The sequence below is a fragment of the Luteimonas campi genome, from assembly GCF_051162505.1.
GTDB lineage: Bacteria > Pseudomonadota > Gammaproteobacteria > Xanthomonadales > Xanthomonadaceae > Luteimonas.
On record NZ_JBNWEM010000002.1, the window covers coordinates 726806 to 748021 of the forward strand.

At 71.1% G+C, this 21216-nt stretch carries 14 protein-coding genes; 7 read left to right on the forward strand and 7 right to left on the reverse strand.

The genetic code is table 11. The features are described from left to right. The first annotated feature begins 445 nt into the window (after positions 1-445). Entirely contained in the window at positions 446-3550 is a 3105-nt protein-coding gene (locus ACQYVW_RS08220; RefSeq protein ID WP_434933509.1) for a TonB-dependent receptor, read from the forward strand. 127 nt (positions 3551-3677) lie between these two features. Beyond that, positions 3678-5195, forward strand: a complete 1518-nt coding sequence (locus tag ACQYVW_RS08225) for a tryptophan halogenase family protein (RefSeq protein ID WP_434946633.1) — start codon at positions 3678-3680, stop codon at positions 5193-5195. Positions 5196-5539: 344 nt separating this feature from the next. On the opposite strand, the gene ACQYVW_RS08230 is transcribed toward ACQYVW_RS08225, so the two are convergent. From ACQYVW_RS08230 to ACQYVW_RS08260, 7 genes are all read right to left on the reverse strand, one after another. Beyond that, the gene (locus ACQYVW_RS08230) at positions 5540-6271 is read right to left on the reverse strand and encodes a copper homeostasis protein CutC (RefSeq protein ID WP_434946634.1); all 732 of its coding nucleotides are present in this window, start codon (positions 6269-6271) and stop codon (positions 5540-5542) included. Further along, positions 6268-7287, reverse strand: a complete 1020-nt coding sequence (locus ACQYVW_RS08235) for a glycosylasparaginase (protein ID WP_434946635.1) — start codon at positions 7285-7287, stop codon at positions 6268-6270. The genes ACQYVW_RS08230 and ACQYVW_RS08235 overlap by 4 nt, the downstream gene beginning before the upstream one ends. Positions 7288-7358: 71 nt before the next feature. Beyond that, entirely contained in the window at positions 7359-8408 is a 1050-nt protein-coding gene (locus ACQYVW_RS08240; protein WP_434946636.1) for a glucokinase, read from the reverse strand. 359 nt (positions 8409-8767) lie between these two features. Further along, positions 8768-9403: a ligase-associated DNA damage response endonuclease PdeM gene (pdeM, locus tag ACQYVW_RS08245; protein WP_434946637.1), complete on the reverse strand. Its 636-nt coding sequence runs from the start codon at positions 9401-9403 to the stop codon at positions 8768-8770. Beyond that, a complete protein-coding gene (locus tag ACQYVW_RS08250; RefSeq protein ID WP_434946638.1) occupies positions 9396-12101 on the reverse strand; it encodes a ligase-associated DNA damage response DEXH box helicase in 2706 nt (901 codons plus the stop codon). Before ACQYVW_RS08250 ends, pdeM begins: the two co-directional genes overlap by 8 nt. Next, a complete protein-coding gene (locus ACQYVW_RS08255) occupies positions 12098-13867 on the reverse strand; it encodes a cisplatin damage response ATP-dependent DNA ligase (RefSeq protein WP_434946639.1) in 1770 nt (589 codons plus the stop codon). The genes ACQYVW_RS08250 and ACQYVW_RS08255 overlap by 4 nt, the downstream gene beginning before the upstream one ends. 658 nt (positions 13868-14525) lie before the next feature. Beyond that, entirely contained in the window at positions 14526-15524 is a 999-nt protein-coding gene (locus ACQYVW_RS08260; protein ID WP_434946640.1) for a ligase-associated DNA damage response exonuclease, read from the reverse strand. A 267-nt stretch (positions 15525-15791) separates the two neighbouring features. On the opposite strand from ACQYVW_RS08260, the gene ACQYVW_RS08265 reads away from it, so the two are divergent. The 5 genes from ACQYVW_RS08265 (at position 15792) to putP (ending at position 21181) form a co-directional block, all read left to right on the forward strand. Beyond that, complete coding sequence (locus ACQYVW_RS08265) at positions 15792-17066, forward strand: putative DNA modification/repair radical SAM protein (RefSeq protein ID WP_434946641.1); 1275 nt, start codon at positions 15792-15794, stop codon at positions 17064-17066. 1 nt (position 17067) lies between these two features. Beyond that, positions 17068-18561, forward strand: a complete 1494-nt coding sequence (locus ACQYVW_RS08270) for a UdgX family uracil-DNA binding protein (protein ID WP_434946642.1) — start codon at positions 17068-17070, stop codon at positions 18559-18561. A gap of 109 nt (positions 18562-18670) precedes the next feature. Beyond that, positions 18671-19060, forward strand: coding sequence for a YciI family protein (locus ACQYVW_RS08275; protein WP_434946643.1), 390 nt, complete (start codon positions 18671-18673; stop codon positions 19058-19060). 69 nt (positions 19061-19129) lie between these two features. Next, positions 19130-19549 carry a DUF1801 domain-containing protein gene (locus tag ACQYVW_RS08280; protein ID WP_434946644.1) on the forward strand — a complete coding sequence of 140 codons (420 nt, stop codon included), beginning with the start codon at positions 19130-19132 and terminating at the stop codon, positions 19547-19549. Positions 19550-19693: 144 nt separating this feature from the next. Beyond that, positions 19694-21181: a sodium/proline symporter PutP gene (putP, locus tag ACQYVW_RS08285; RefSeq protein ID WP_434946645.1), complete on the forward strand. Its 1488-nt coding sequence runs from the start codon at positions 19694-19696 to the stop codon at positions 21179-21181. Positions 21182-21216: the final 35 nt, after the last annotated feature.

Here is a 21216-nt window from a genome sequence, read left to right on the forward strand (position 1 = left end):
AGTTGAATCAATCGCTTGTCGTCGGATGCCGATACGTGGCGAGAGCCGCGACGACGCCCTCGACACCGGTTCGCTTGCCGTGGCCGCCGAACTGGATCGATCTAAATCAAACACCCTCTCCCGGCCGATTGCATTCTGCAGTGCAACAAGCCGACTCGGCCTGGCCAGCTCCCCAGGGCCGGGAGAGCGCACGTCCGCCGCAGTTCGTCCCGTGCGCGCTGTTGCGGAGCAGCATGCAAGGCCTCCCACCCTGTGCTAAATCTTACGCGGCCCCGAATTGGATCGATTCAATTCGACTCGCGACAGGTCCACCGACATGGCTGGCCTGGCGGGTATAGAGAGCTTGGCGACACAAGACGTGCCTACGCATCGTAGCGTCTGCGTTTTAGATCGATACAAACCAGTCGCTCGATATCTTGTCCTACCCTGGAGAGGGAAGATCCACATGTCACACACGCACATCCGGAACGCGCTGTCCGCTGCGATTGCACTGGTGTTGACCACGGCCGCGGTCCCGTCCGCCTTCGCGCAGGAAGCTGCCACGACCGCCAACGCGCCGCCGGCCCAGGAAACGGCAACGACCACCGACCAGGCCACCAGCCTGGACGCGGTCGTCGTCACCGGCTATCGCTACGCCATCGAGCAGAGCCTCGACCAGAAGCGCAATGCCAACGCCATCGTCGAGGTCGTCACTGCCGAGGACGTGGGCAAGTTCCCCGACAAGAACGTGGCCGACGCGCTGCAGCGCGTGCCGGGCGTGATCGTGACCCGCAGTGGTGGCGAGGGCAAGAACGTCAGCGTCCGCGGCCTGTCCTCGGAACTGACCCTGACCCAGTTGAACGGCAACTACGTCGCCTCGGCCGAATCCAACGGCGATCCGACCCGCTCGTTCAACTACATGCTGCTGCCGTCGAACATGCTCTCGAGCGCGGAGCTGTTCAAGACGCCGGAAGCGCGCATCGACGAAGGCGGCGTCGGCGGCACCGTGATCCTGCATACCCGCCGCCCGCTGGACCTCGAATCGAACACCGGCTTCGTCTCCATCGAAGGCACCTGGGCCGACACGAGCAGTAAGACCGATGGACAGTTCTCCGGCTCGTATTCCTGGCACGACGAGGACGAACGTTTCGGCGTTTTCATCGGTTACACCGACCAGACCCGCACCACGCGTACCATGGGCGCCACTACCGAGGGCTGGCAATGGTACGGCCGCGACGAGGGCGGCACCGCGGTCGACGTCAACGGCCAACCCTCCGATTTCAACTCGAACTGGTGGGGTGGTACTGGCTTCTGGGACCAGAACGGCAACTACTACACCGGCTTCATGATGCCGACTTCGGTCAATCTGAACGTCCGCGAAGAAGACCGTGAGCGCCGCGGCGGCCAGCTGACCCTGCAGTTCAGGCCGACCGACAACCTGACGCTGACCGCGAACTACTTCCGTTTCGACCTGTCGCAGGATTCCCGCACCAACACCATCAAGGTGCCGGAATGGAACATCGCCCGCTACCACGGCGACGGCAACTGGCGCGGCGGCCGGCTGCTCGACCGCCTGCACTTCGATCCCAGCGGCACCATCGTCACCGGCGCGGACTACAGCCTGCACGCCGGCAAGGCCTACTACTGCAGCGAGGCCGAGGCCGCCGCCGCCGGCATGGCGCCGGGCGGCTGGGGCTCGGACGACTGCACCGTGCCCACCCCGCAGATCACCGGCAGCTACAACATCGAGAAGTCGTTGTCGCAGACCGCGGATTTCGCCGCCGAGTGGCGCGGCGAGTCGCTGGATATCGCCTTCAGGGGTGGGCGCACCTGGGCCAAGGGCGGCCCGGAACTGCAGTTCGCGGTGCCGCTCAAGCCGCGCCGCCAGAACGCGGACGGCAGTTGGAGCCTGGGCAACTACGCCAGCGCCTGGGACCTGAGCGGCACGCCGACGATGACGTTCTCGCCGGAACTGATGCAGAACCTGCAGGCCGGCATCCTGCAGGTCGACCTCGGCTCGACCGGCTCGTCCTGGACCCGCAACAGCACCGAGCAGAAGTACGCCCAGATCGACACCACCTGGTACAACGACCGTGGCTTCCTGGATTCGATCCAGTTCGGCGTCAAGGCCCGCGACGGCGGCATCAGCCGCAGCACCGGCAACAGCTACTGGGCCTGCCCGGGGACCGACCCTGGCGACTACGACAACCGCTACTGGAACGGACGCTGCAACGAGGTCGCGACGCAGTTCTCGCCGAACTTCCTGTACGCGATGGCGAACCTGGCCGGCGGCATCCACGCCAGCGCGTTTCCGGCGATCGACTACCCGGCCTACATCGCGCATCTCAACAGCACTTACGGCCCGATGCAGACGCGCGAGGAGGAGAACTTCGTCTACAACGTGGACGAGCGGATCTACTCCACCTACCTGCAGGCCAATTTCCGCACCGAGCGCCTGCGCGGCAATGTCGGCGTGCGCGTGGCGAGCACCAGGCAGTACGCCGACTCGACGGACCGGGTCACGTCCTACAACGACTATTTCTTCGACGGGGCCGACGACAACCCGCTGGCCTGCCAGCAGGGCGACCCCACGCCCGGTGGCGCGCCTGCCGACACCTACTGCGGCAGCGAGGGGTACTGGCGTCTTTCGGACAGTGTCGGGCGCCCCGAGACCTTCGAGGTCAGCGCGCTCAACCGCAGCTATCGCGACGTGCTGCCGAGCTTCAACCTCGCCTACGACCTGACCGAGAGCCTGGTGCTGCGCGCTGCCGCCGCCAAGGTGATCGCACGCCCGAGCTACACCAGCATCGCGGCGCCGGGCGGCCTGCAGTACTTCAGCCCGGAGTATGTCGCCGATCGCCGTCTGACCGGTGGCGCGAGCCAGCAGGGCTGGTACGGCAGCGGCAGCAACAAGGAGCTCGAAGCATACAAGGCCACCCAGTACGATGTGGGCCTGGAGTGGTACTTCCGCCCCGGCTCGGTGGTGGGCGTGGGCCTGTTCCGCAAGAATGTCAGCAACTTCGCGGTGCCTGTGGTCACCGACGTGGAGATGGTCGTCGGCGGCGAGACGGTGACGGTGCAGAACTACGCCACCCAGGCCGGCGGTCGCGACGCGGTTTCGCAGGGCGTCGAACTGTATGCGCAGCACACGCTGGATTTCGGCCTGGGCTTCCAGGTCAACTACACCTACAACGACACCAACGAGGCGGCCATCACGCTGGCCGACGGCACCGAACTCGGCGAGTCCCCGCTTGTGGGCAGTGCCAAGAACCAGAGCAACCTGACCGTCTTCTATGAAGTCGACAAGCTGCTGCTGCGCGCCTCGTACAACCGTCGCGGCGAGGTGGTGCAGGGCCTGGTGAGCGGCCTGAACGTCTACGAGGAGCCCTACAAACAGATCGACGTGAACGCCGCCTACAACTTCACTCCAGCCTTCAGCGTCACCGCCTCCGTGCTGAACCTGACCGAGGAGGAGACGCGCTCGCACCTGGGCAACGACACCAGCGACCGCTTCTACTCCAATGGATACGCGGGCCGGGTCGCGTACCTCGGCCTGACCTACAAGTTCTAGGCGTCTCCCCTTGCCCCCTCGCGCCTCCCGCGCGAGGGGGCTTTTCTTCCGGTCGGGAAATCCGCTACTGCACGAGTGGCGCGGCGATAGAGTTCCGTTGGCAGTCGGGGATGACGGAGGAACGGCGATGGACAGCGACAACCGCGTCAGGCGCATCGTCGTCGTGGGCGGCGGCAGCGCCGGCTGGATGGCGGCAACAGCCCTGGTCACCTACCTCGGCAAGGGCACTTCGGTGTGCCTGGTCGAGTCGGAGGAGATCGGCATCGTCGGCGTGGGCGAGGCCAGCGTGCCGCACATGCAGGCCTTCAACAGCCAGACCGTCGGCATCGACGAAGTCGAGTTCATGGTCCACACCCAGGCCACGATCAAGCTGGGTATCCAGTTCCTGGACTGGGGCCGGGTCGGAGACAGCTACATCCACGGCTTCGGCACGATCGGCCGCGGCCGCGGGCCGCTGCCGTTCCACCAGTTCTGGCTCAAGGAACACCTGGCCGGGCGCGCGCCGGACATCGGCCAGTACACCGTGCAGACCATGGCCGCGCCGCTGAACAGGTTCTCGTTGCCGCGCGACGCGCCTCCCGGCTCGCCGCTGGCCAGCATGGCCTATGCCTACCATTTCGACGCCACCCTGTACGCCAGATATTTGCGCAGGCTGGCCGAAAGCCGCGGCGTGACCCGCACCGAGGGCAAGGTGGTCGATACGGTGCTGCGCGGCGGGGACGGCTTCGTCGAGGCCGTGCTGCTGGACAGCGGCGAACGCATCGAGGGCGAGCTGTTCATCGACTGCTCCGGCTTCCGCAGCCTGCTGCTGGGCCAGGCGCTCGGGACCGGCTACATCGACTGGACCCGATGGCTGCCCTGCAATCGCGCGATGGCCGTGTCCTGCGACCGCGTGGAGCCGCTGACCCCGTACACGCGCGCGACCGCACGCAGTGCCGGTTGGCAGTGGCGCATTCCCTTGCAGCACCGCATTGGCGCCGGCTACGTCTATTCCAGCGAGCATCTCGGCGACGACGAGGCTGCGACGACCCTGCTGGCAAACCTGGACGGCAAGCCGCACTCGGATCCGTTCCCGCTACGCTTCACCACCGGCATGCGTGAGCAGTTCTGGAACAGGAACGTCGTCGGCCTGGGCCTGGCCAGCGGCTTCCTGGAGCCGCTGGAATCCACCAGCATCTACCTGATGCAGTCGGGCATCCAGCGTCTGCTGAGCCTGTTCCCCGACCGTGGCTTCGACCCGTTGCTGCGCCAGCGCTACAACCGCGACAGCGCGTTCGAGTTCGAGCGCGTGCGGGACTTCCTGATCCTGCACTACCACGCGACCGAACGCGACGACACGCCGTTCTGGGACTATTGCCGCACCATGCCGGTCCCCGACAGCCTGCGCGAAGCCATCGATCTGTTCCGCGCGGACGGCCGCTACTTCCGCCACGGCGAGGATTTCTTCGCCCTGCCCAACTGGGTGCAGGTGATGCTGGGGCAGCGCATCCTGCCGCGCGGCTACCATCCGATCGTGGAGGAGATGCCGGAGGACGTGCTGACCGGCTTCGTCGAACGTACCAGGCAGGACGTGGCCCGCGCCGTGGAAACGATGCCCTCGCACCGGCAGTTCATCGACGGGTACTGCAAGGCCGTGGCGCACTGATGCGGCCGCGCCGCACCGTCCGTCTCGGGGCCGCGCAGCACATCGACAGATCCGATCCGGCCCTCGATGCGGATCTCGGATGGACGCCATCGACGACCCGCCCACGGTGGGCGGCGACCGGATCGCGTGCGCGGTGTGGATCGATTCCGGCGATGCCGACCTCGCCGTCGCCGGCAATGCGTTGACTACGCTGCCGGGCGAGCCGGTGACGACCGGACCGAGCGCCGACAGCGCACCGCAAGCGCTGCGTGGCGCGCCGCGCCTGCGAACGCGGGCCGCTGCGCTGCAGCCGCGGCGCGCTCGCAGTCCCTGCAGGCCGGGCGCGTTGCGCCCGCGCCATACACTCAGTGTCGTCGCAACTGCGCCCGCAGCGCGGCCACCACCTCGCGATCGCTCTGCCGCCAGTCGGGGTCCAAGCCGGGAAGACCGGCCTGGTGTCGCATCGACGAACGCCGCAGCGCTCCGGCCGAGGCGTGGAACTCGTCGGCCTTGCTGCGATCGCGCACGGTGGCGGCGTTGCCGGCATTGATCCCGGCGCCAGCCATGACCGTGATCCGCCCCGCCGCCTGCCGCACCAGCGCGGCGATGGTCTCCGCCCCGGCCAGCGCATCCGCCCGCGCACCCGAGGTCAGCACGCGCTCGCAGCCCAGCTCGACCGCCGCTTCCAGCGCCTGCGGCGGATCGCGGGCGACATCGAGCGCCCGGTGGAATGTGAGGCCCAAAGGCCCAGCGGCTTCCGCCAGCGCGCGGCAGACGGCCATGTCGACTTCGCCATCGGCATCCAGCGCGCCGATCGCCACGCCGTCGCAGCCCAGGCGGACACAGGCGTCGATGTCGCGCAGCATTACCTCGCGCTCGTCTGCGTCGTAGCAGAAGTCGCCGCCGCGCGGCCGGATCAGCACGTACAGGGGAATCCGCAGCCGGTCGCGCACCGCCGCGATGGTGCCGAAGGACGGCGTGCAGCCCCCTTCCCCGAGGTTCTCGCACAGCTCGATGCGGTCGGCACCGCCGGCTTGCGCGGCGAGCGCCGAGGCCAGCGAATTGGCCGCGATCTCCAGCAGCGGCCCCTCGCTCATGCCGCATCCCCGACGTAGATCGCGCCGGATTCCAGCAGGGTGTCGTGGGGGCGGTCGCTGTCGTCGTGCATCGCGTAGACGAAGCCCTCGTGCAGCGCGAACGCTCCGACCTCGCCCGCCCGGTTCATCGCCAGGAAGCATACCTGCAGGCGCCTGCTCGCCTCCGGACGCTTGCGCACCACGCGCTCGATCGCCTCGCGGCACGCGTCCACCGGCGAGCGCCCCTGCCGCATCAGTTCCACCACGAGAAAGCTCGCGGCGTTGCGGATCATCTCCTCGCCGACCCCGGACGCGGTCGCTGCGCCAACCTCGTTGTCGACGTACAGACCGGCGCCCACGATCGGGCTGTCGCCGACCCGGCCGTGCATCTTCCAGGCCATTCCGCTGGTGGTGCAGGCGCCGGCCATCCTGCCCGCGCTGTCGATGGCGAGGATGCCGAGCGTGTCATGGTTGCTTTTGTCTCCGGGGCGCTGCTGCCGCTCGACGTTGATGCGCGGGGCGTACTCCGACGACACCAGCCACTCCTGCCAGGCCTGTCGCGCCCGATCGGTCAGCAGGGGCGTCTTCTCGAAGCCCTGCGCGACGGCGAACTGCTGCGCGCCCCCCCCGACCAGCATCACGTGCGGGGTGTGCTCCATCACCGCGCGCGCCACCGACACCGGATGCGCGATGTCCTCCAGCGCGGCGACCGCACCGCAGCGGCCGTCTCCGTCCATGATGCTGGCGTCGAGGGTCAGCACGCCGTCGCGGTCGGGATTGCCGCAGCGTCCGACCGTGGGATTGCACAGCTCGGCCTCGGCCCAGCGCGCGCCGGCCTCGACCGCATCGAGTGCGCTGCCGCCGCTGCCGAGCACCCGCCATGCCGCCGCATTGGCGCCGACACCGAAGTCCCACGTCGAGACCACCCGCGCCCGTGCCGGCGGCTGCACGCGCACGCCCGCCTGCAGGCCGGGGCCCAGCGCCAGGCTGCCCAGGCCGCTGGCGGCGGCGCGAAGGAAGCGTCGACGGTTGTGCATGGCGGTCGTCCTCTCTGGATGGATGGATGGATTTGGCCGGGAGGCCTGCAAGCCGGGTCGAAACGGCCGCGCTACGGCCCGCCGCGCTTGGCTGCCCATGCCAAGGCAGCGCCCTGCACGCCGAGCAGGCCATGCCCGACCAGCCAGACCGGCGTGCGCGCCAGGTGCTCGGCCAGCACGCCCTTGTTGCGGAAGCGTGCGGCAAAGTCGCTGGCGCGCAGGATCGATTCGATCCGGGCCGGGATGCCGCCCGCCAGGTAGACCCGCCGCGCCCCGAACGCCAGCGCCAGGTCGCCCGCGACGCTGCCCAGCAGCGCGCAGAAGATCGACAGCGCCTCGACGGCACGCGGATCGCTGCCGCTCCGGGCCGCGTCGGACACGGCGGCCGGGACGCGCAGCCCCGGCAGCACCTGGTCCAGCGCGCACAGCGCCTCGTAGGTATTGACCAGTCCGGGCCCGGACAGCACCCGGTCCGTGTCGACGTGCGGCCAGCGTCCGAGCAGCTGGCGCAGGACATCCAGCTCGCGCGCGGTGCCGACGGCCAGCGCGGCGTGCCCGGCCTCGCTCGGCAGCACCCTTGGCGGGTCGCCGGGCAGGTACAGCGCCGCGCCCAGGCCGGTCCCCGGGCCCAGCACCAGCACCGGCGCATCGGGCGGCGCAACCGGCTCTCCGCATACCAGGGCAGCCTGCGACGGGTCGACATGCGGCACCGCGAACGCCAGTGCCTCGAAGTCATTGAACAGGCGCAGCGTCTGCAGGCCTGCGTCGCATTGCGTTCGGGCCAGCGACACGGGCCAGGGAAGATTGCTGTTGATCAGCATGTCGCCATCCAGGACGCCAGCGATGGCGATCGCGGCATCCACGGTCTGGCCCGCATCTCGCCGGGCCATGAACGCACGCAGGATCGCGGCCAGCGATGGATGTTCCGCGCAGGCGTACTGCTGGTGATCCAGCAGCTCGTGGCTGCCATCGGCCGCGATCCGGATGTGCCCGATCCGTGCATGCGTGCCACCGACGTCGGCAGCGATGATCTCGACCGGCCCCCGCCCGACACCCTGGGTGTTCTCGCGGGACGGCCGCTGGCCGTGAGAGGGCAGGACGCTCTGCGGTTGTGGGGCCATTGCAGGACCGATCCTCAGGCCGGGCATCGCGACGGAAGGGTGGCGGACACCGATTATCGACCAAAGAACCCGCTGGGTTGATCGATTCAGATCACTGCTGTCCTGGACTCCTCGCTGTCAGTGCGATGGCTGGCGGGTCGTATGGGACAAGGGTTTGCTGGTATTCGACGCAGCCGGAGGCGGCACCCCCTCGCAGCCACCCCGCCGTGCGGAGCAAGGAGACAAGCGCCGTCGAGGTCGCGCGGTGCTCCTCCGCACAGCGGGGACGGGTCCGCGTTGGGGCAAGGGCCGCCACGATGCGGCCCTCTCCCTGAGCGGCGTCCGACGCGGCGTGCAACGCTCGCAGCCTCCGGCTTGGGTCAGCGCAGCTGCACCACCTGCTCGCCGTCGCAGAGCACGCTGCCACCGCTGTCCGCGCGCGGCACAGGATGGCCGCCGGTGAAGGCGGAGAACGCCGGCAGCACGGTCATCTGCGGGCGCAGCCAGAACAGCGGGTGCCGGCCGACGCCGGGCAGGCGCAGGACCGGGTGCACATGGCCGCACAGCACGTGCTGCGAGGGGTACCGTGCCGGCGGCGCGTGGCGCAGTTCGAACGGCCCGTCGACCAGGCCTTCGGGCAGGCGCTCCACGCCTGCGGCGGGCGCGTCGAGGGCGCGATCGTGATTGCCCGGGATGACGGCGAACGCCACCTCACGGTGCGCTTCGCGGAAGGCGAGCCAGGCGGCATCCACCGCCGCGTTGCGCCGCGCGTGCAGGAAGTCGCCGAGAATCCACAGCGAACGCGCGCCGCTGCGCGCGAGCAGCGCGGCGAGCCGGCCGAGGTCGTGCGCGGTGCCGCCGGTGGGCACCGCGATGCCGGCGGCGCGGAAGGTGTCGCCCTTGCCCAGGTGCAGGTCGGCGACCAGCAGGCGTCGCCGTGCCGGCCAAAAGAGGGCGCGGTCGGCGAACAGCCGCACCGGTTCGCCGGCAATCTCCAGGTCCAGCGCCTCAGCCATGGCGCCGTTCCAGCCGCTCGGCGGCGCGCTGCACGCGCGTGCGCCAGTCCTCGCTGCTGAGCGTGCCGCGCATGCCTTCGGCCCACAGCGGGAACGACAGCGGCGTGAGCGTCTTCGGCTGGTGCAGGTCGATGCGCGCGGCGTGGCAGCGCGCGAGCACCGCCTGCAACGCGCGTACCTCGAGCTGGGCCTCGAACACTTCGCGCTCGGCCTGCTCCAGCAGCAGGTGGCGCGGGTCATGGCGCTGCAGCACGTCGAACAGCAGGCCGCTGGAGGCCTGCAGCTGGCGCAGGCTGCGCAGCGCGCGGCCCGGCAGCGATGGCGGCAGCAGGCCGGCCACGCGCGCGATCTCGCGGAACTGGCGCCGCGCCAGTTCGCCGAGGTTGGCGCCGTCGCGCAGGTCGTCGACCAGGCGTGCGGGATCGAGCAGCGCACGCAGCGTGTCCACGTCGATCTGCGTCTGCGCATGCGCGGTCAATGCCAGCCCGTAGTCGTTGACCGCGAAGCCGAAGGTATTGGGTGCCAGCCGGCTCCAGCGCAGCGCCAGCAAGGCGGCCAGGCCCTCGTGCACGCCGCGGCCGGCGAAGGGATACAGGAACAGGTGCCAGCCCTCGCGCGTCTTCGCGAACTCCGCCAGCAGTCCGCCCGGTGTCGGCAGGGCGGAAATCCGTTCCTGCAGGTCGAGCAGCGGCGCAAGCGCGCGCAGCTCGGGGCTGTCGCGCGGGCCGGCCAGCACCTGCGCCACGCGGGCGCCGAGTTCGCCCGACATCGGCATGCGCCCGCCCTGCCAGCGCGGCACGATGCCCTCGCCTTTCCTGGCGATGCGCACGTGCGCGGTCATGTCCTGCAGCCGGACCAGTTCCAGGGTGCGGCCGGCGAACTGGAAGCGGTCGCGCGGGCGCAGGCGCGACAGGAAGCTTTCCTCCACGCTGCCGAGGCTGCCACCGCGCAGCAGCTTGACCTGCAGCGCGCCATCGCTGGTGATGGTGCCGATCGAGAGCCGGTGGCGCTGGGCGATGCGCCGATCGGTGACGCGATAGACGCCGTCGTCGTCGACCACGACCCGCGTGTACTCCGGATAGTGCTGCAGCGCCTGCCCGCCCTGCACGATGAACGTCAGCACCGCCTGCCACTGCGCGTCGGTGAGCGCGGCGAAGGCATGCGTGCCGCGCACTTCGGGCAGTAGCGCGCCGGGCCTGAACCCGCCGCCGAGCGCGAGGGTGACGCAGTGCTGGGCCAGCACGTCGAGCGAGAGCCGTGGCGGCGGCCGCGCTTCGACCTCGCCCGCGCGCAGCGCCTCGCGCGCGGCGGCGTATTCGGCCAGCTCCAGCGCGTGGGTAGGGGCGCAGGCGATGTGGCCGGCCTCGCCGGGGCGATGGCGGGCGCGGCCCGCACGCTGCAGCAGGCGCGCCATGCCCTTGGGGCTGCCGATCTGGATCACCTGGTCGACCGCGGGGAAATCAACCCCCAGATCCAGGCTCGACGTGGCGACCACGCAGCGCACGCGCCCTTCGCGCAGGCCCTGCTCCACCGATGCGCGCAGTTTCGGGTCCAGCGATCCGTGGTGCAGGGCGAGCGTATCGGGCTCGTCGAGCCAGGTGGCCGACAGCGCGCGATGCCACAGCTCGGCCTGCGCACGCGTGTTGGCGAACAGCAGCGTGGTCCGGGCCGACTGCAGGCGGGCGGCCACGCGCTGCACCTGCGACAGCCCGATGTGGCCGGCCCAGGGGAAGCGCTCGCCGGCCTCGGGCAGCAAGGTCTCCAGCGACATGCTGCGCGGTTTTGCGGCCTGCAGCACCGCGGCACCGGACGCATGCGGCAGCAGTACGTCGCGCGCCTGTTCGAGGTTGCCGAGCGTGGCCGACAGCCCCCAGATGCGCACGTCCGGCGCCCAGGCGCGCAGCCGGGCCAGGCACAGCTGCAGCAGCACGCCACGCTTGTTGCCCAGCAGTTCGTGCCATTCGTCGACCACGATGCCGCGCAGCCCGGCGAGCTGCGCTGCGGTGTCGGGATAGCTCAGCAGCAGGGCCAGGGATTCGGGCGTGATCACCAGCGCATCGGCGCGCCCCTGGCGGGCGAGGCGGCGGTCGCGCGAGGAGGCATCGCCGGTGCGCATGGCCACCGTCCAGTCGAGGCCCAGCGCGTCGAGCGGTGCGCGCAGCGCACGCGCGGTGTCGCTGGCCAGCGCGCGCAGCGGCGTGATCCAGAGCAGACGCGTACGCGCCGCCGATGGCCCGCCCGGCCGATGGCCCCGGATGGGGCGAGGTGCCGGCGACGCAGCTGGCCCCGGCGCCACAGCCGCCCCGGTGGCGTCGGAACGCGGGTTGTGCGGGGCGGTCACGGGCTGCGCCTGCGCTGCGGGCTCGGCCTGCAGGACCGATCGGGCGGTTGGTCCTGCACGCGAACCGATTGCAGGCCCGGTCTTCGACGCGCCCGCCGAGCGTGCCCGCGCGGCCGTCGTCTTCGCCTCAGCCTTCGCCACCTGCATGCGTGCCGCGTCGGCCAGCGCATCCAGCAACGGCCCGCCCAGCGCGGCCAGGGTCTTGCCGCTGCCGGTGGGCGTGACCAGCAGGCCCGATTCGCCGCGACGCCAGCGCCGCCAGGCCTCGCGTTGGAACGGCGCAGGCGTCCAGCCCTGCGCAGCGAACCAGTCCGCCAAGGGCGCATCGAAGCGTCTGCGCGGCGCAGCGTCCTTCATCGCGCCAGCGCCCGCAGCGTGTCGAGCCGGTCGGCTTCGGCCGCGGGCTTGTCGTGACGCCAGCGCAGGATGCGCGGAAAGCGCACGGCGATGCCGGACTTGTGGCGGGTCGAGCGGTTGACGGCCTCGAAGCCGAGTTCGAACACGTGCACCCCCGGCACCGAACGCACCGGGCCGAAGCGCTCGAGCGTGTTGCCGCGGATCCAGCGATCCAGGCGCAGGATCTGGGCGTCGTCCAGGCCGCTGTAGGCCTTGGCCACGGGCACCAGGGTGTCGCCGTCCCAGAGGCCGAAGGTGTAGTCGGTGTACAGCGTGCTGCGGCGGCCATGTCCGGACTGCGCGTAGATCAGCACCGCATCGATGGACAGCGGGTCGATCTTCCACTTCCACCAGTCGCCGCGTTTGCGGCCGGACTGGTAGGGCGCATCGCGGCGCTTGAGCATCAGGCCCTCGACCCCGCGCGCGCGCGCCTGCTCGCGCAGCGCGGCGGCAGCGGGCCAGTCCACCGCCTCCACCAGTGGCGAGGCGACGATGCGGGGATCGCGGTGCGCCGCCAGCAGCGCGTCGAGCGCCGCACGCCGCGCCTGCTGCGGGCGCTGGCGCCAGTCCTCGCCGTCGAGTTCGAGCAGGTCGTAGACCTGCACGCGCACCGGCGTATCGGCCAGCGTCTTCGCGCCGGGCTTGCGCCGCTGGATCCTTGTCTGCAGCGCGGTGAAGGGCAGCGGGTCGTCTTCGTCGGGGCGCCAGGCCAGCAGCTCGCCGTCGAGCACGCAGTCGCGCGGCAGCGCCATCGCGGCGTGCTCGATCTCGGGAAAACGGCCGTCCAGCCGCTCCTCGCCGCGCGACCACAGCGCCACCTCGCCACCGCGGCGGATCAGCTGCAGGCGGATCCCGTCCCACTTCCATTCCAGCAGCCAGTCCGCGATGGGGCCGAGCGCGCGCTCGACCGCCTCGGGGTCATTGGCCAGGGTGGACGGGCCCGCGTCGTCGCCGCCTTCCACCGTGACCATGGCGGCTTCGACGCTCTCGCGCGCTGCGCGCGCATCGGCTTCGCCCTGGTCCGGGGCGCGCTGCCCGTCAGCATCCGCGCCAGCGGCCGGCGCGCGCAGCGCCGCTTCCAGCGGGGTGGCGAGGAAGAAGGGATAGGGCTGCTCGCGGTCGCTCTCCAGCTCCTCCTGTGACAGCAGCGTGGCGAGGAACTGCGGCGTGGGCTGCCAGCTTCCGAGCATGCGCTGGGCGATGCGGGCGATGTCGACGCCGCTCATCTCCGCCAGTGCCTGCTGCACCATGCGCTGCGACACGCCCACGCGCAGCGCGCCGGTGAGCAGTTTGTTGAACAGCAGCCGCTCGTCGAAACAGAGGCTGCGCCAGGCCCCGACCACGACCGCGCGGCGCAGCTCGGGATCGCGATTGGCGACCGGCAGCAGGCGGCGTTCGATCCAGTCCCAGAGCGGCACGTCCTCGCCCAGCGCATCGGGGTCGTCGAGCAGCAGGGCCAGGGTCTCGGCCAGGTCGCCGACCTGGTCGTAGCTGTCGTCGACCAGCCAGTCGGGCAGCCGGGCCTCCGCGGCGATCCACTCGCGCAGCTCGCGCGTGTTCGCGATGCGTTTCTTCGCGCCGGCGATCTTGCCACCGGACAGCAGGTGCAGCGCCCAGGCCGCATCGCGCGGCGGCGCCTCGCGGAAGTAGCGGACCAGCGCCGCGCGCTTGTCCAGCGTGGCGGTGCTGCGGTCGAGTTCGCGGTAGAGGGCTGCGAAGCGGCGCATCACGTGTTCTCCCTGCCGGCCACCGCGGGAAGCGGATCCCGCTGTGGGAGCGCGCTTGCGCGCGAACTGCCAGGCCCGATGCCATGCCAGTCCAGCCCTCCGTGCGCGCCCAAGGGCGCTCCCACAGGAACGAAGCAGGGCGGCCCGCCATGTGGGAGCGCGCTTGCGCGCGAACCGCCAGGCCCGATGCCATGCCAGTCCAGCCCCCCGATCGCGCCCAAGGGCGCTCCCACAGGAACGAAGCGGGGCGGCCCGCCATGTGGGAGCGCGCTTGCGCGCGAACTGCCAGGCCCGATGCCATGCCAGTCCAGCCCCCCGATCGCGCCCAAGGGCGCTCCCACAGGAACGAAGCGGGGCGGCCCGCCATGTGGGAGCGCGCTTGCGCGCGAACTGCCAGGCCCGATGCCATGCCAGTCCAGCCCCCCGATCGCGCCCAAGGGCGCTCCCACAGGAACGAAGCGGGGCGGCCCGCCATATGGGAGCGCGCTTGCGCGCGAACTGCCAGGCCCGATGTCATGCCAGGCCAGCCCCCCGTTCGCGCCCAAGGGCGCTCCCACAGGTAGCGCCGCGCCCCGCCCCCGCCTTCGCCCACGGAAAGAGGCGGCCACTCCTCGGGATGCCGGCGGTTGCGGTGTTGCAGGCGCCCCTCCTGGCACCATCAGTTCTCCTCCCCGTACCCGGTGCGGAACGCGCCGGCGTCGACCCCGTCCTCGCACAGCGCGCGCACGATGGCATCGGTGTTGCCGTGCGTGGCGATCACGCGGCGGGCGCCGGTCTCGCGCACGGTGCGCATCAGGTCGGGCCAGTCGGCGTGATCGGACACCACGAAGCCGCGGTCGTAGTTGCGGCGGCGCCGGTTGCCGCGGATCCGCATCCAGCCCGAGGCGAAGCCGGTCTGCGCGCGGCGGAAGCGGCGCATCCAGGCGCTGCCCGCGGCCGAGGGCGGCGCCAGCACCAGGCGGCCGGCGTAATCGGCACCGCGTGTCTGTTCGGACACGGTTTCGGTCGGCGGCAGCGCGATGCCGCAGGCGCGATATACGTCCACGCCACTGGCGATCGCGCCGTGCAGCAGCACCGGCGCGTCGAGGAATGGCGCCAGCTCCGCAAGCACCCGCTGGGCCTTGCCCAGCGCGTAGCAGAACAGCACGGCCGCCGTGCCCTCGGCCTCGCAGGCCGCGCGCCATTCGGCGATCTCGCGCGCGACCCCTGCGGTCTCCGGCCAGCGGTAGATCGGCAGGCCGAAGGTGGCCTCGGTGATGAAGGTGTCGCAGGGCACCACCTCGAACGGCGCGCAGGTCGGGTCGTGCTGGCGCTTGTAGTCGCCCGAGGCCACCCAGACCCGGTCGCCGTGTTCGATCCGCACCTGTGCCGACCCCAGTACGTGCCCGGCCGGATGCAGCGACACCCGCGCGCCGCCCAGTTCGAAGGCCTCGCCATACGCCACCACGCGATAGCGCTGCTGGCCCAGCCGCCACTGCAGGATCGGCAGGCTCTCCCGCACGCAGTGGTACTCGCCCATCCCGCCGCGGGCGTGGTCGCCGTGGCCATGGGTGATCACCGCCCGCGGCACCGGGCGCCAGGGATCGATATGGAAATCGCCGGCCGGACAGTACAGCCCTTCGGGACGCAGCTCGACCAGGTCGCGCGCGGCGCTCATCGCGTCGGTCGCCCCCGTGCATGGCGCAGGCGATGGACGGCGTCGGCCAACATGCAGCGCATCGGAACTCCGGAATCCCGAGAAAGTGGAGGGCACGGCCGTCCAGGTCGATCGAGGCTAGCCGGGGGCACATGCGTCCCGTGTCAACGCGCTGCGGCCGCGCGTCCGGCGCGTGGCACCGATGCGGCTGAACCGGCCCGCGGCGCCGTTCATGATCGCCGCGCCACCGTCTCACGGATTGAGACGCGCGGTCGCGACCCTGCCGCGATGGAAACTGCCCGCAAACTGTCCATCCTCGCCGATGCCGCCAAGTACGACGCCTCCTGCGCGTCCAGCGGCGCGGGCAAGCGCGACTCGCGCCGCAGCGGCGGCATCGGCAGCACCGAGGGCATGGGCATCTGCCACAGCTACACGCCGGACGGGCGCTGCGTATCGCTGCTCAAGATCCTGCTCACCAACTTCTGCGTGTACGACTGCGCCTATTGCGTGAACCGCGTGTCGAGCAACGTGCCGCGCGCGCGCTTCACCGTGGACGAGGTCGTCAACCTCACCCTGGATTTCTACCGGCGCAACTACATCGAGGGGCTGTTCCTCTCCAGCGGCATCATCCGTAGCGGCGACTACACCATGGAGCAGCTGGTGGAGGTGGCGCGGCGGCTGCGCGAGGAGCACCGCTTCGCCGGCTACATCCACCTCAAGACCATCCCCGAGGCCTCGCCGGAGCTGCTGGCCGCGGCCGGGCGCTACGCCGACCGGCTGTCGATCAACGTCGAGCTGCCCACCGAGCAGGGCCTGGCCGCGCTGGCGCCGGAGAAGCAGCTGCCGGCGATCCGCGGCGCCATGGGCGAGCTGCGCTGGCGGATCGAGGAATCGAAGCAGGCGCGCAAGAGCGCCAGGGCCGTGGGTTCGGTGGCGGGCGCACCGCGCAGGCGCGCGCCACGGTTCTCGCCGGCCGGGCAGAGCACTCAGATGATCGTCGGCGCCGACGGTGCCGACGACCGCACCATCCTGTCGATGGCCGACAACCTCTACGGCAACTACCGCCTGCGTCGCGTCTACTACTCGGCCTTCAGCCCGATTCCCGACGCCAGCAGCAAGCTGCCGCCGCGCGCGCCGCCGCTGCAGCGCGAACATCGCCTGTACCAGGCCGACTGGCTGCTGCGCTTCTACGACTACCGCATCGAGGAGATCGCCGACGGCCGTGGCGACGGCATGCTCGATCTCGACGTGGATCCCAAGCTGGGCTGGGCGCTGCGTCATCCCGAGCGGTTCCCGGTCGATCTCAACAGCGCCGCGAAGGAGCTGCTGCTGCGGGTGCCGGGCCTGGGCCTGCGCAATGTCGAACGCGTACTGGCCGCGCGTCGCCATGGCCGTCTGCGCGTGGCCGACCTGGCGCGGCTGCGCGCGCCCCTGGCGAAGCTGCTGCCGTTCGTGCAGCTGGCCGACCACCATCCGCGCCGTGCGCTCGACGATCCGCAGGCACTGCGCGCGAAACTCGCGCCGCCGCCGCGACAGGGGTCGCTGTTCGACGCGGCGGCCTGACATGGGGCGCTGGTCGGCCCGCGTCGATCCGCCCTGGGACGCGGACGCGTGGCGCCATGTCGCGCGCCACGCGCTGCAGGCGCAGGTGCCGCCCGAGGACATCGACTGGCTCGACGAGCAGGCGCCCGCCACCCTGCTGGCCGCGCCCGACATCGCGCTGGCGCCGTCGCAGCCCGTCGAGCCGCGCGCCTCCAGCGCCCTGCTCGGCCTGGCCGGCGATGTACTGTGCCATCGCGATCCGCAGCGGCTGGGCCTGCTCTACCGGCTGCTGTGGCGCGCCAACCACGGCGAGCCGCGGCTGCTGTCCAATCCGGCCGATGCCGACGTGCGACGTGCCCAGGCGCTGGCGCAGGCGATACGTCGCGACGCGCACAAGATGAAGGCGTTCGTGCGGTTCCGCGCCGTGCCAGGCGATGCCAATGCCTTCGTCGCCTGGTTCGAGCCCGACCACCGCATCGTCGACCGGGTCGCGCCTTTTTTTGCGCGCCGCTTCGCCGGCATGCGCTGGGCGATCCTCACCCCCTACCGCAGCGCGCACTGGGACGGCACGACACTGGGCTTCGGCGACGGCGGGCTGGCCAGCGATGCGCCGGCCGAGGATGCGCATGAGGACCTGTGGCGCACCTACTACGCGCACATCTTCAATCCGGCGCGACTCAATCCGCGGATGATGCGCCAGGAGATGCCGGTGCGTTACTGGAAGCACCTGCCCGAGGCGCAGCTGCTGCCCGGGCTGATGCGCGAGGCCGGTGCGCGCGTGCGCGACATGGCCGAGCGCGAAGCGCAGGCGCCACGGAGACGGATCCCGGCACGGGCAACGCCGGGGTCCGGCTCGGCCCGGCCTTCGGAAGCCCGGCCCTCCGCCCAGACCGGTGGAAATCCGAATCCGGCCCAGGCGCTGCCCGCGCTGCGCGATGCCGCGCGCGCCTGCCGCGCCTGCCCGCTGTGGGAGCCGGCCACGCAGACCGTGTTCGGCGAAGGCCCGGCCGATGCGCGGGTGCTGCTGCTCGGCGAGCAGCCCGGCGATACCGAGGACCTCACCGGCCGCCCGTTCACCGGTCCGGCCGGGCAACTGCTCGACCGCGCACTGGGCGAGCTCGGCCTGGACCGCGGGCGCTTCTACCTCACCAATGCGGTCAAGCATTTCCACTTCGAGCGACGCGGCAAGCAGCGCCTGCACCGCAACCCGGGGGCGATGCACGTGGACGCCTGCCGCGGCTGGCTGGCGCGCGAGATCGAGGCGGTGCGCCCGGAGGTCATCGTCTGCCTGGGCGCGACGGCGGCGCTGGCCCTGCTGGGTCGCGGCGTGCGGCTGATGCAGGAGCGCGGGCAGTGGCGCACATTGCACGACGGCAGCCGCGCCCTGCTCACCGTGCATCCGGCCTGGGTGCTGCGCCAGCGCAATGCCGCCGCGCGCGAAGCCGCGTACACCGGCCTGGTCGCCGACCTGGCCATGCTGCGCGAGTTCGACATCGCCTCGCCGACGGCGCAATAGCGCGCGCCGGCCCACGCGCTGCCGCGCGGTCGCATGCCCTGCCGCGACGCACTACCGCCGCGCCTGGATTCGCGCTAGCGTCCGGCCCTGACCACCACACTGGACAGGCATGGACGAGGACACCGGCGCCCGCGAATACCTGGTGCTGTCGCGCGGGCAATGGCATCGCGACGCCGCGCCCGAGGACATCCAGGCCGCCATCGACGGCTTCTATGACTGGCTCGACGCGCACATCGCCGCAGGGCGGATGCGGACCGGCGAGCGCCTCGCGCGCGAGGGAGCGACGATCTCGGCGCGGGGCATCGCCCTCGACGGCCCGTTCGGCGAGACCAAGGAGCTGGTGGGCGGCTACTGGTTCGTGGTGGCCGCTTCGCTGGAAGAAGCCGCGTCGCTGCTTTCGTCCAGCCCCACCCTGCCGCTGGGCCTGTTCTACGAACTGCGGCCGCTGGAGCTGGTGCGCGCGGGCGCCTGGACGCGCAGCAACGAAACCCCGGACTGAGCGCACCGGTGTGCCGCGCCCACGCGCGCCTGCAACAGCAAACTGCACCATCCTCTCTTCGGAGCCCGCATGAGTCCGCAGCCCCTCAGCCGCCACGCCAGTGCGGCAGACAGCAGTGCCGCCGTCGATGCATTGATGGCCGGTCTGGCGCGTCCGCACAAGCCGGCGATCGAGCGGCTGCGCCGGACCATCGTCGACAGCGACCCGGCGATCGCCGAAGGCGTGAAGTGGAACGCGCCCAGCTTCCGCACCCACGAGTACTTCGCCACCGTGCACCTGCGCGCGAAGACCGGCATCGCGCTGATCCTGCATCGTGGCGCGAAGGCACGCGCGACGCCCGAGGGCGGGATGGCGATCGACGATGCCGATGGCCTGCTGCAGTGGCTGGCGGCCGATCGCGCCCAGATCGTGTTCGCCGACGCGGACGACGTACAGCGACGCGGCGACGCGCTGCAGGCGCTGCTGCGGCAGTGGATCGCGATGGTCTGAGCGCCGCGGTGCCACGGCGCCATCCGCGCCGCTCGCCGGCGGCCCGTCGCCCTGCGTCCCGGCCGGACCTGCCGATGGTCATTGGCGCAGGCCGCGCCACTTCGGCCACACTCTGCGACCTGTCCCGCCACCGGTGCGCGCCGCATGTCCTTCACCTCGCCGCTGTTCATCACCTTCGCCGCCTACCTGCTGCTGATGGTCGGGCTGGGCTTCGTGGCGTGGCGCCGCACCCGCACCTTCGATGACTACATCCTCGGCGGCCGTTCGCTGGGCAGTTTCGTGACGGCGCTGGCGGCGGGCGCGTCGGACATGAGCGGCTGGCTGATGATGGGCCTGCCGGGCGCGCTGTACCTGGCCGGCGCCTCCGAGGCCTGGATCGCCGTGGGCCTGGTGCTGGGCGCCTGGGCGAACTGGAAATACGTGGCCGGGCCGCTGCGCGTCTATACCGAGCGCACCCGCAACGCGCTGACCCTGCCCGACTACTTCACCCACCGCTTCGAGGACCACAGCCGCATGCTGCGCATCCTCTCGGCGCTGGTGATCCTCGTGTTCTTCGCCATCTATTGCGCCTCGGGCATCGTCGCGGGCGCACTCATGTTCGAAAGCGTGTTCGGGCTGCCCTACGGCCAGGCGATGTTCTGGGGCGCCGCGGTGACGATCCTCTACACCTTCATCGGCGGTTTCCTCGCCGTGAGCTGGACCGACACCATCCAGGCCTCGCTGATGATCTTCGCGCTGCTGCTGGTGCCGGTGTTCGCGATCCTCGGCGCGGGCGGCCCCACGCAGGCGATGGCGCTGGTGGAGCAGGTCGATCCAGCGCGGCTGGACTGGATGGGCGCGGGCGGCGCGATCGCGGTGGTCTCGGCCCTGGCCTGGGGCCTGGGCTACTTCGGCCAGCCGCACATCCTCGCCCGCTTCATGGCCGCCGACAGCCTGGCCACCATTCCGCGCGCGCGCCGCATCGCCATGACCTGGATGGTCCTGTGCCTGGGCGGCGCGGTCGCCACCGGCTTCTTCGGCATCGCCTGGTTCGCGGCGCATCCGGCCGCGGCCGCACCGGTGGATGCCAATCCCGAGCGCGTGTTCATCGTGCTGTCGGAGGTGCTGTTCAACCCCTGGATCGCGGGCGTGCTGCTGTCGGCGATCCTGGCCGCGATCATGAGCACCCTGTCTGCGCAGCTGCTGGTGTGCTCGAGTGCGCTGACCGAGGACTTCTACCGCGGCTTCCTGCGCCCGAAGGCCGGGCATGGCGAACTGGTGTGGGTGGGCCGGGCGATGGTGCTGGGCGTGGCCCTGCTGGCGATGTGGATCGCGCGCGATCCCGACAGCCGCGTGCTGGGTCTGGTGGCCTACGCCTGGGCCGGCTTCGGCGCCGCGTTCGGACCGGTGGTGCTGCTGTCGGTGCTGTGGAAGCGGATGACCCGGGACGGCGCCATCGCCGGCATGCTGGCCGGGGCGGTCACCGTGCTGCTGTGGAAGCAGGCCGGCAGCGCGCTGTACGAGATCGTGCCCGGCTTCATCGTGGCCACCGCTGCGATCGTCGGGGTGAGCCTGCTCGGGCGCGCGCCCTCGGCGCAGGTGCAGGCGCGCCACGAGCAGGTGCGGCTGACCCTGGACGAGAACGGCTACTGAGCGCGGCAGACGCGTCGGCCTGGTCTGCGGCGCCT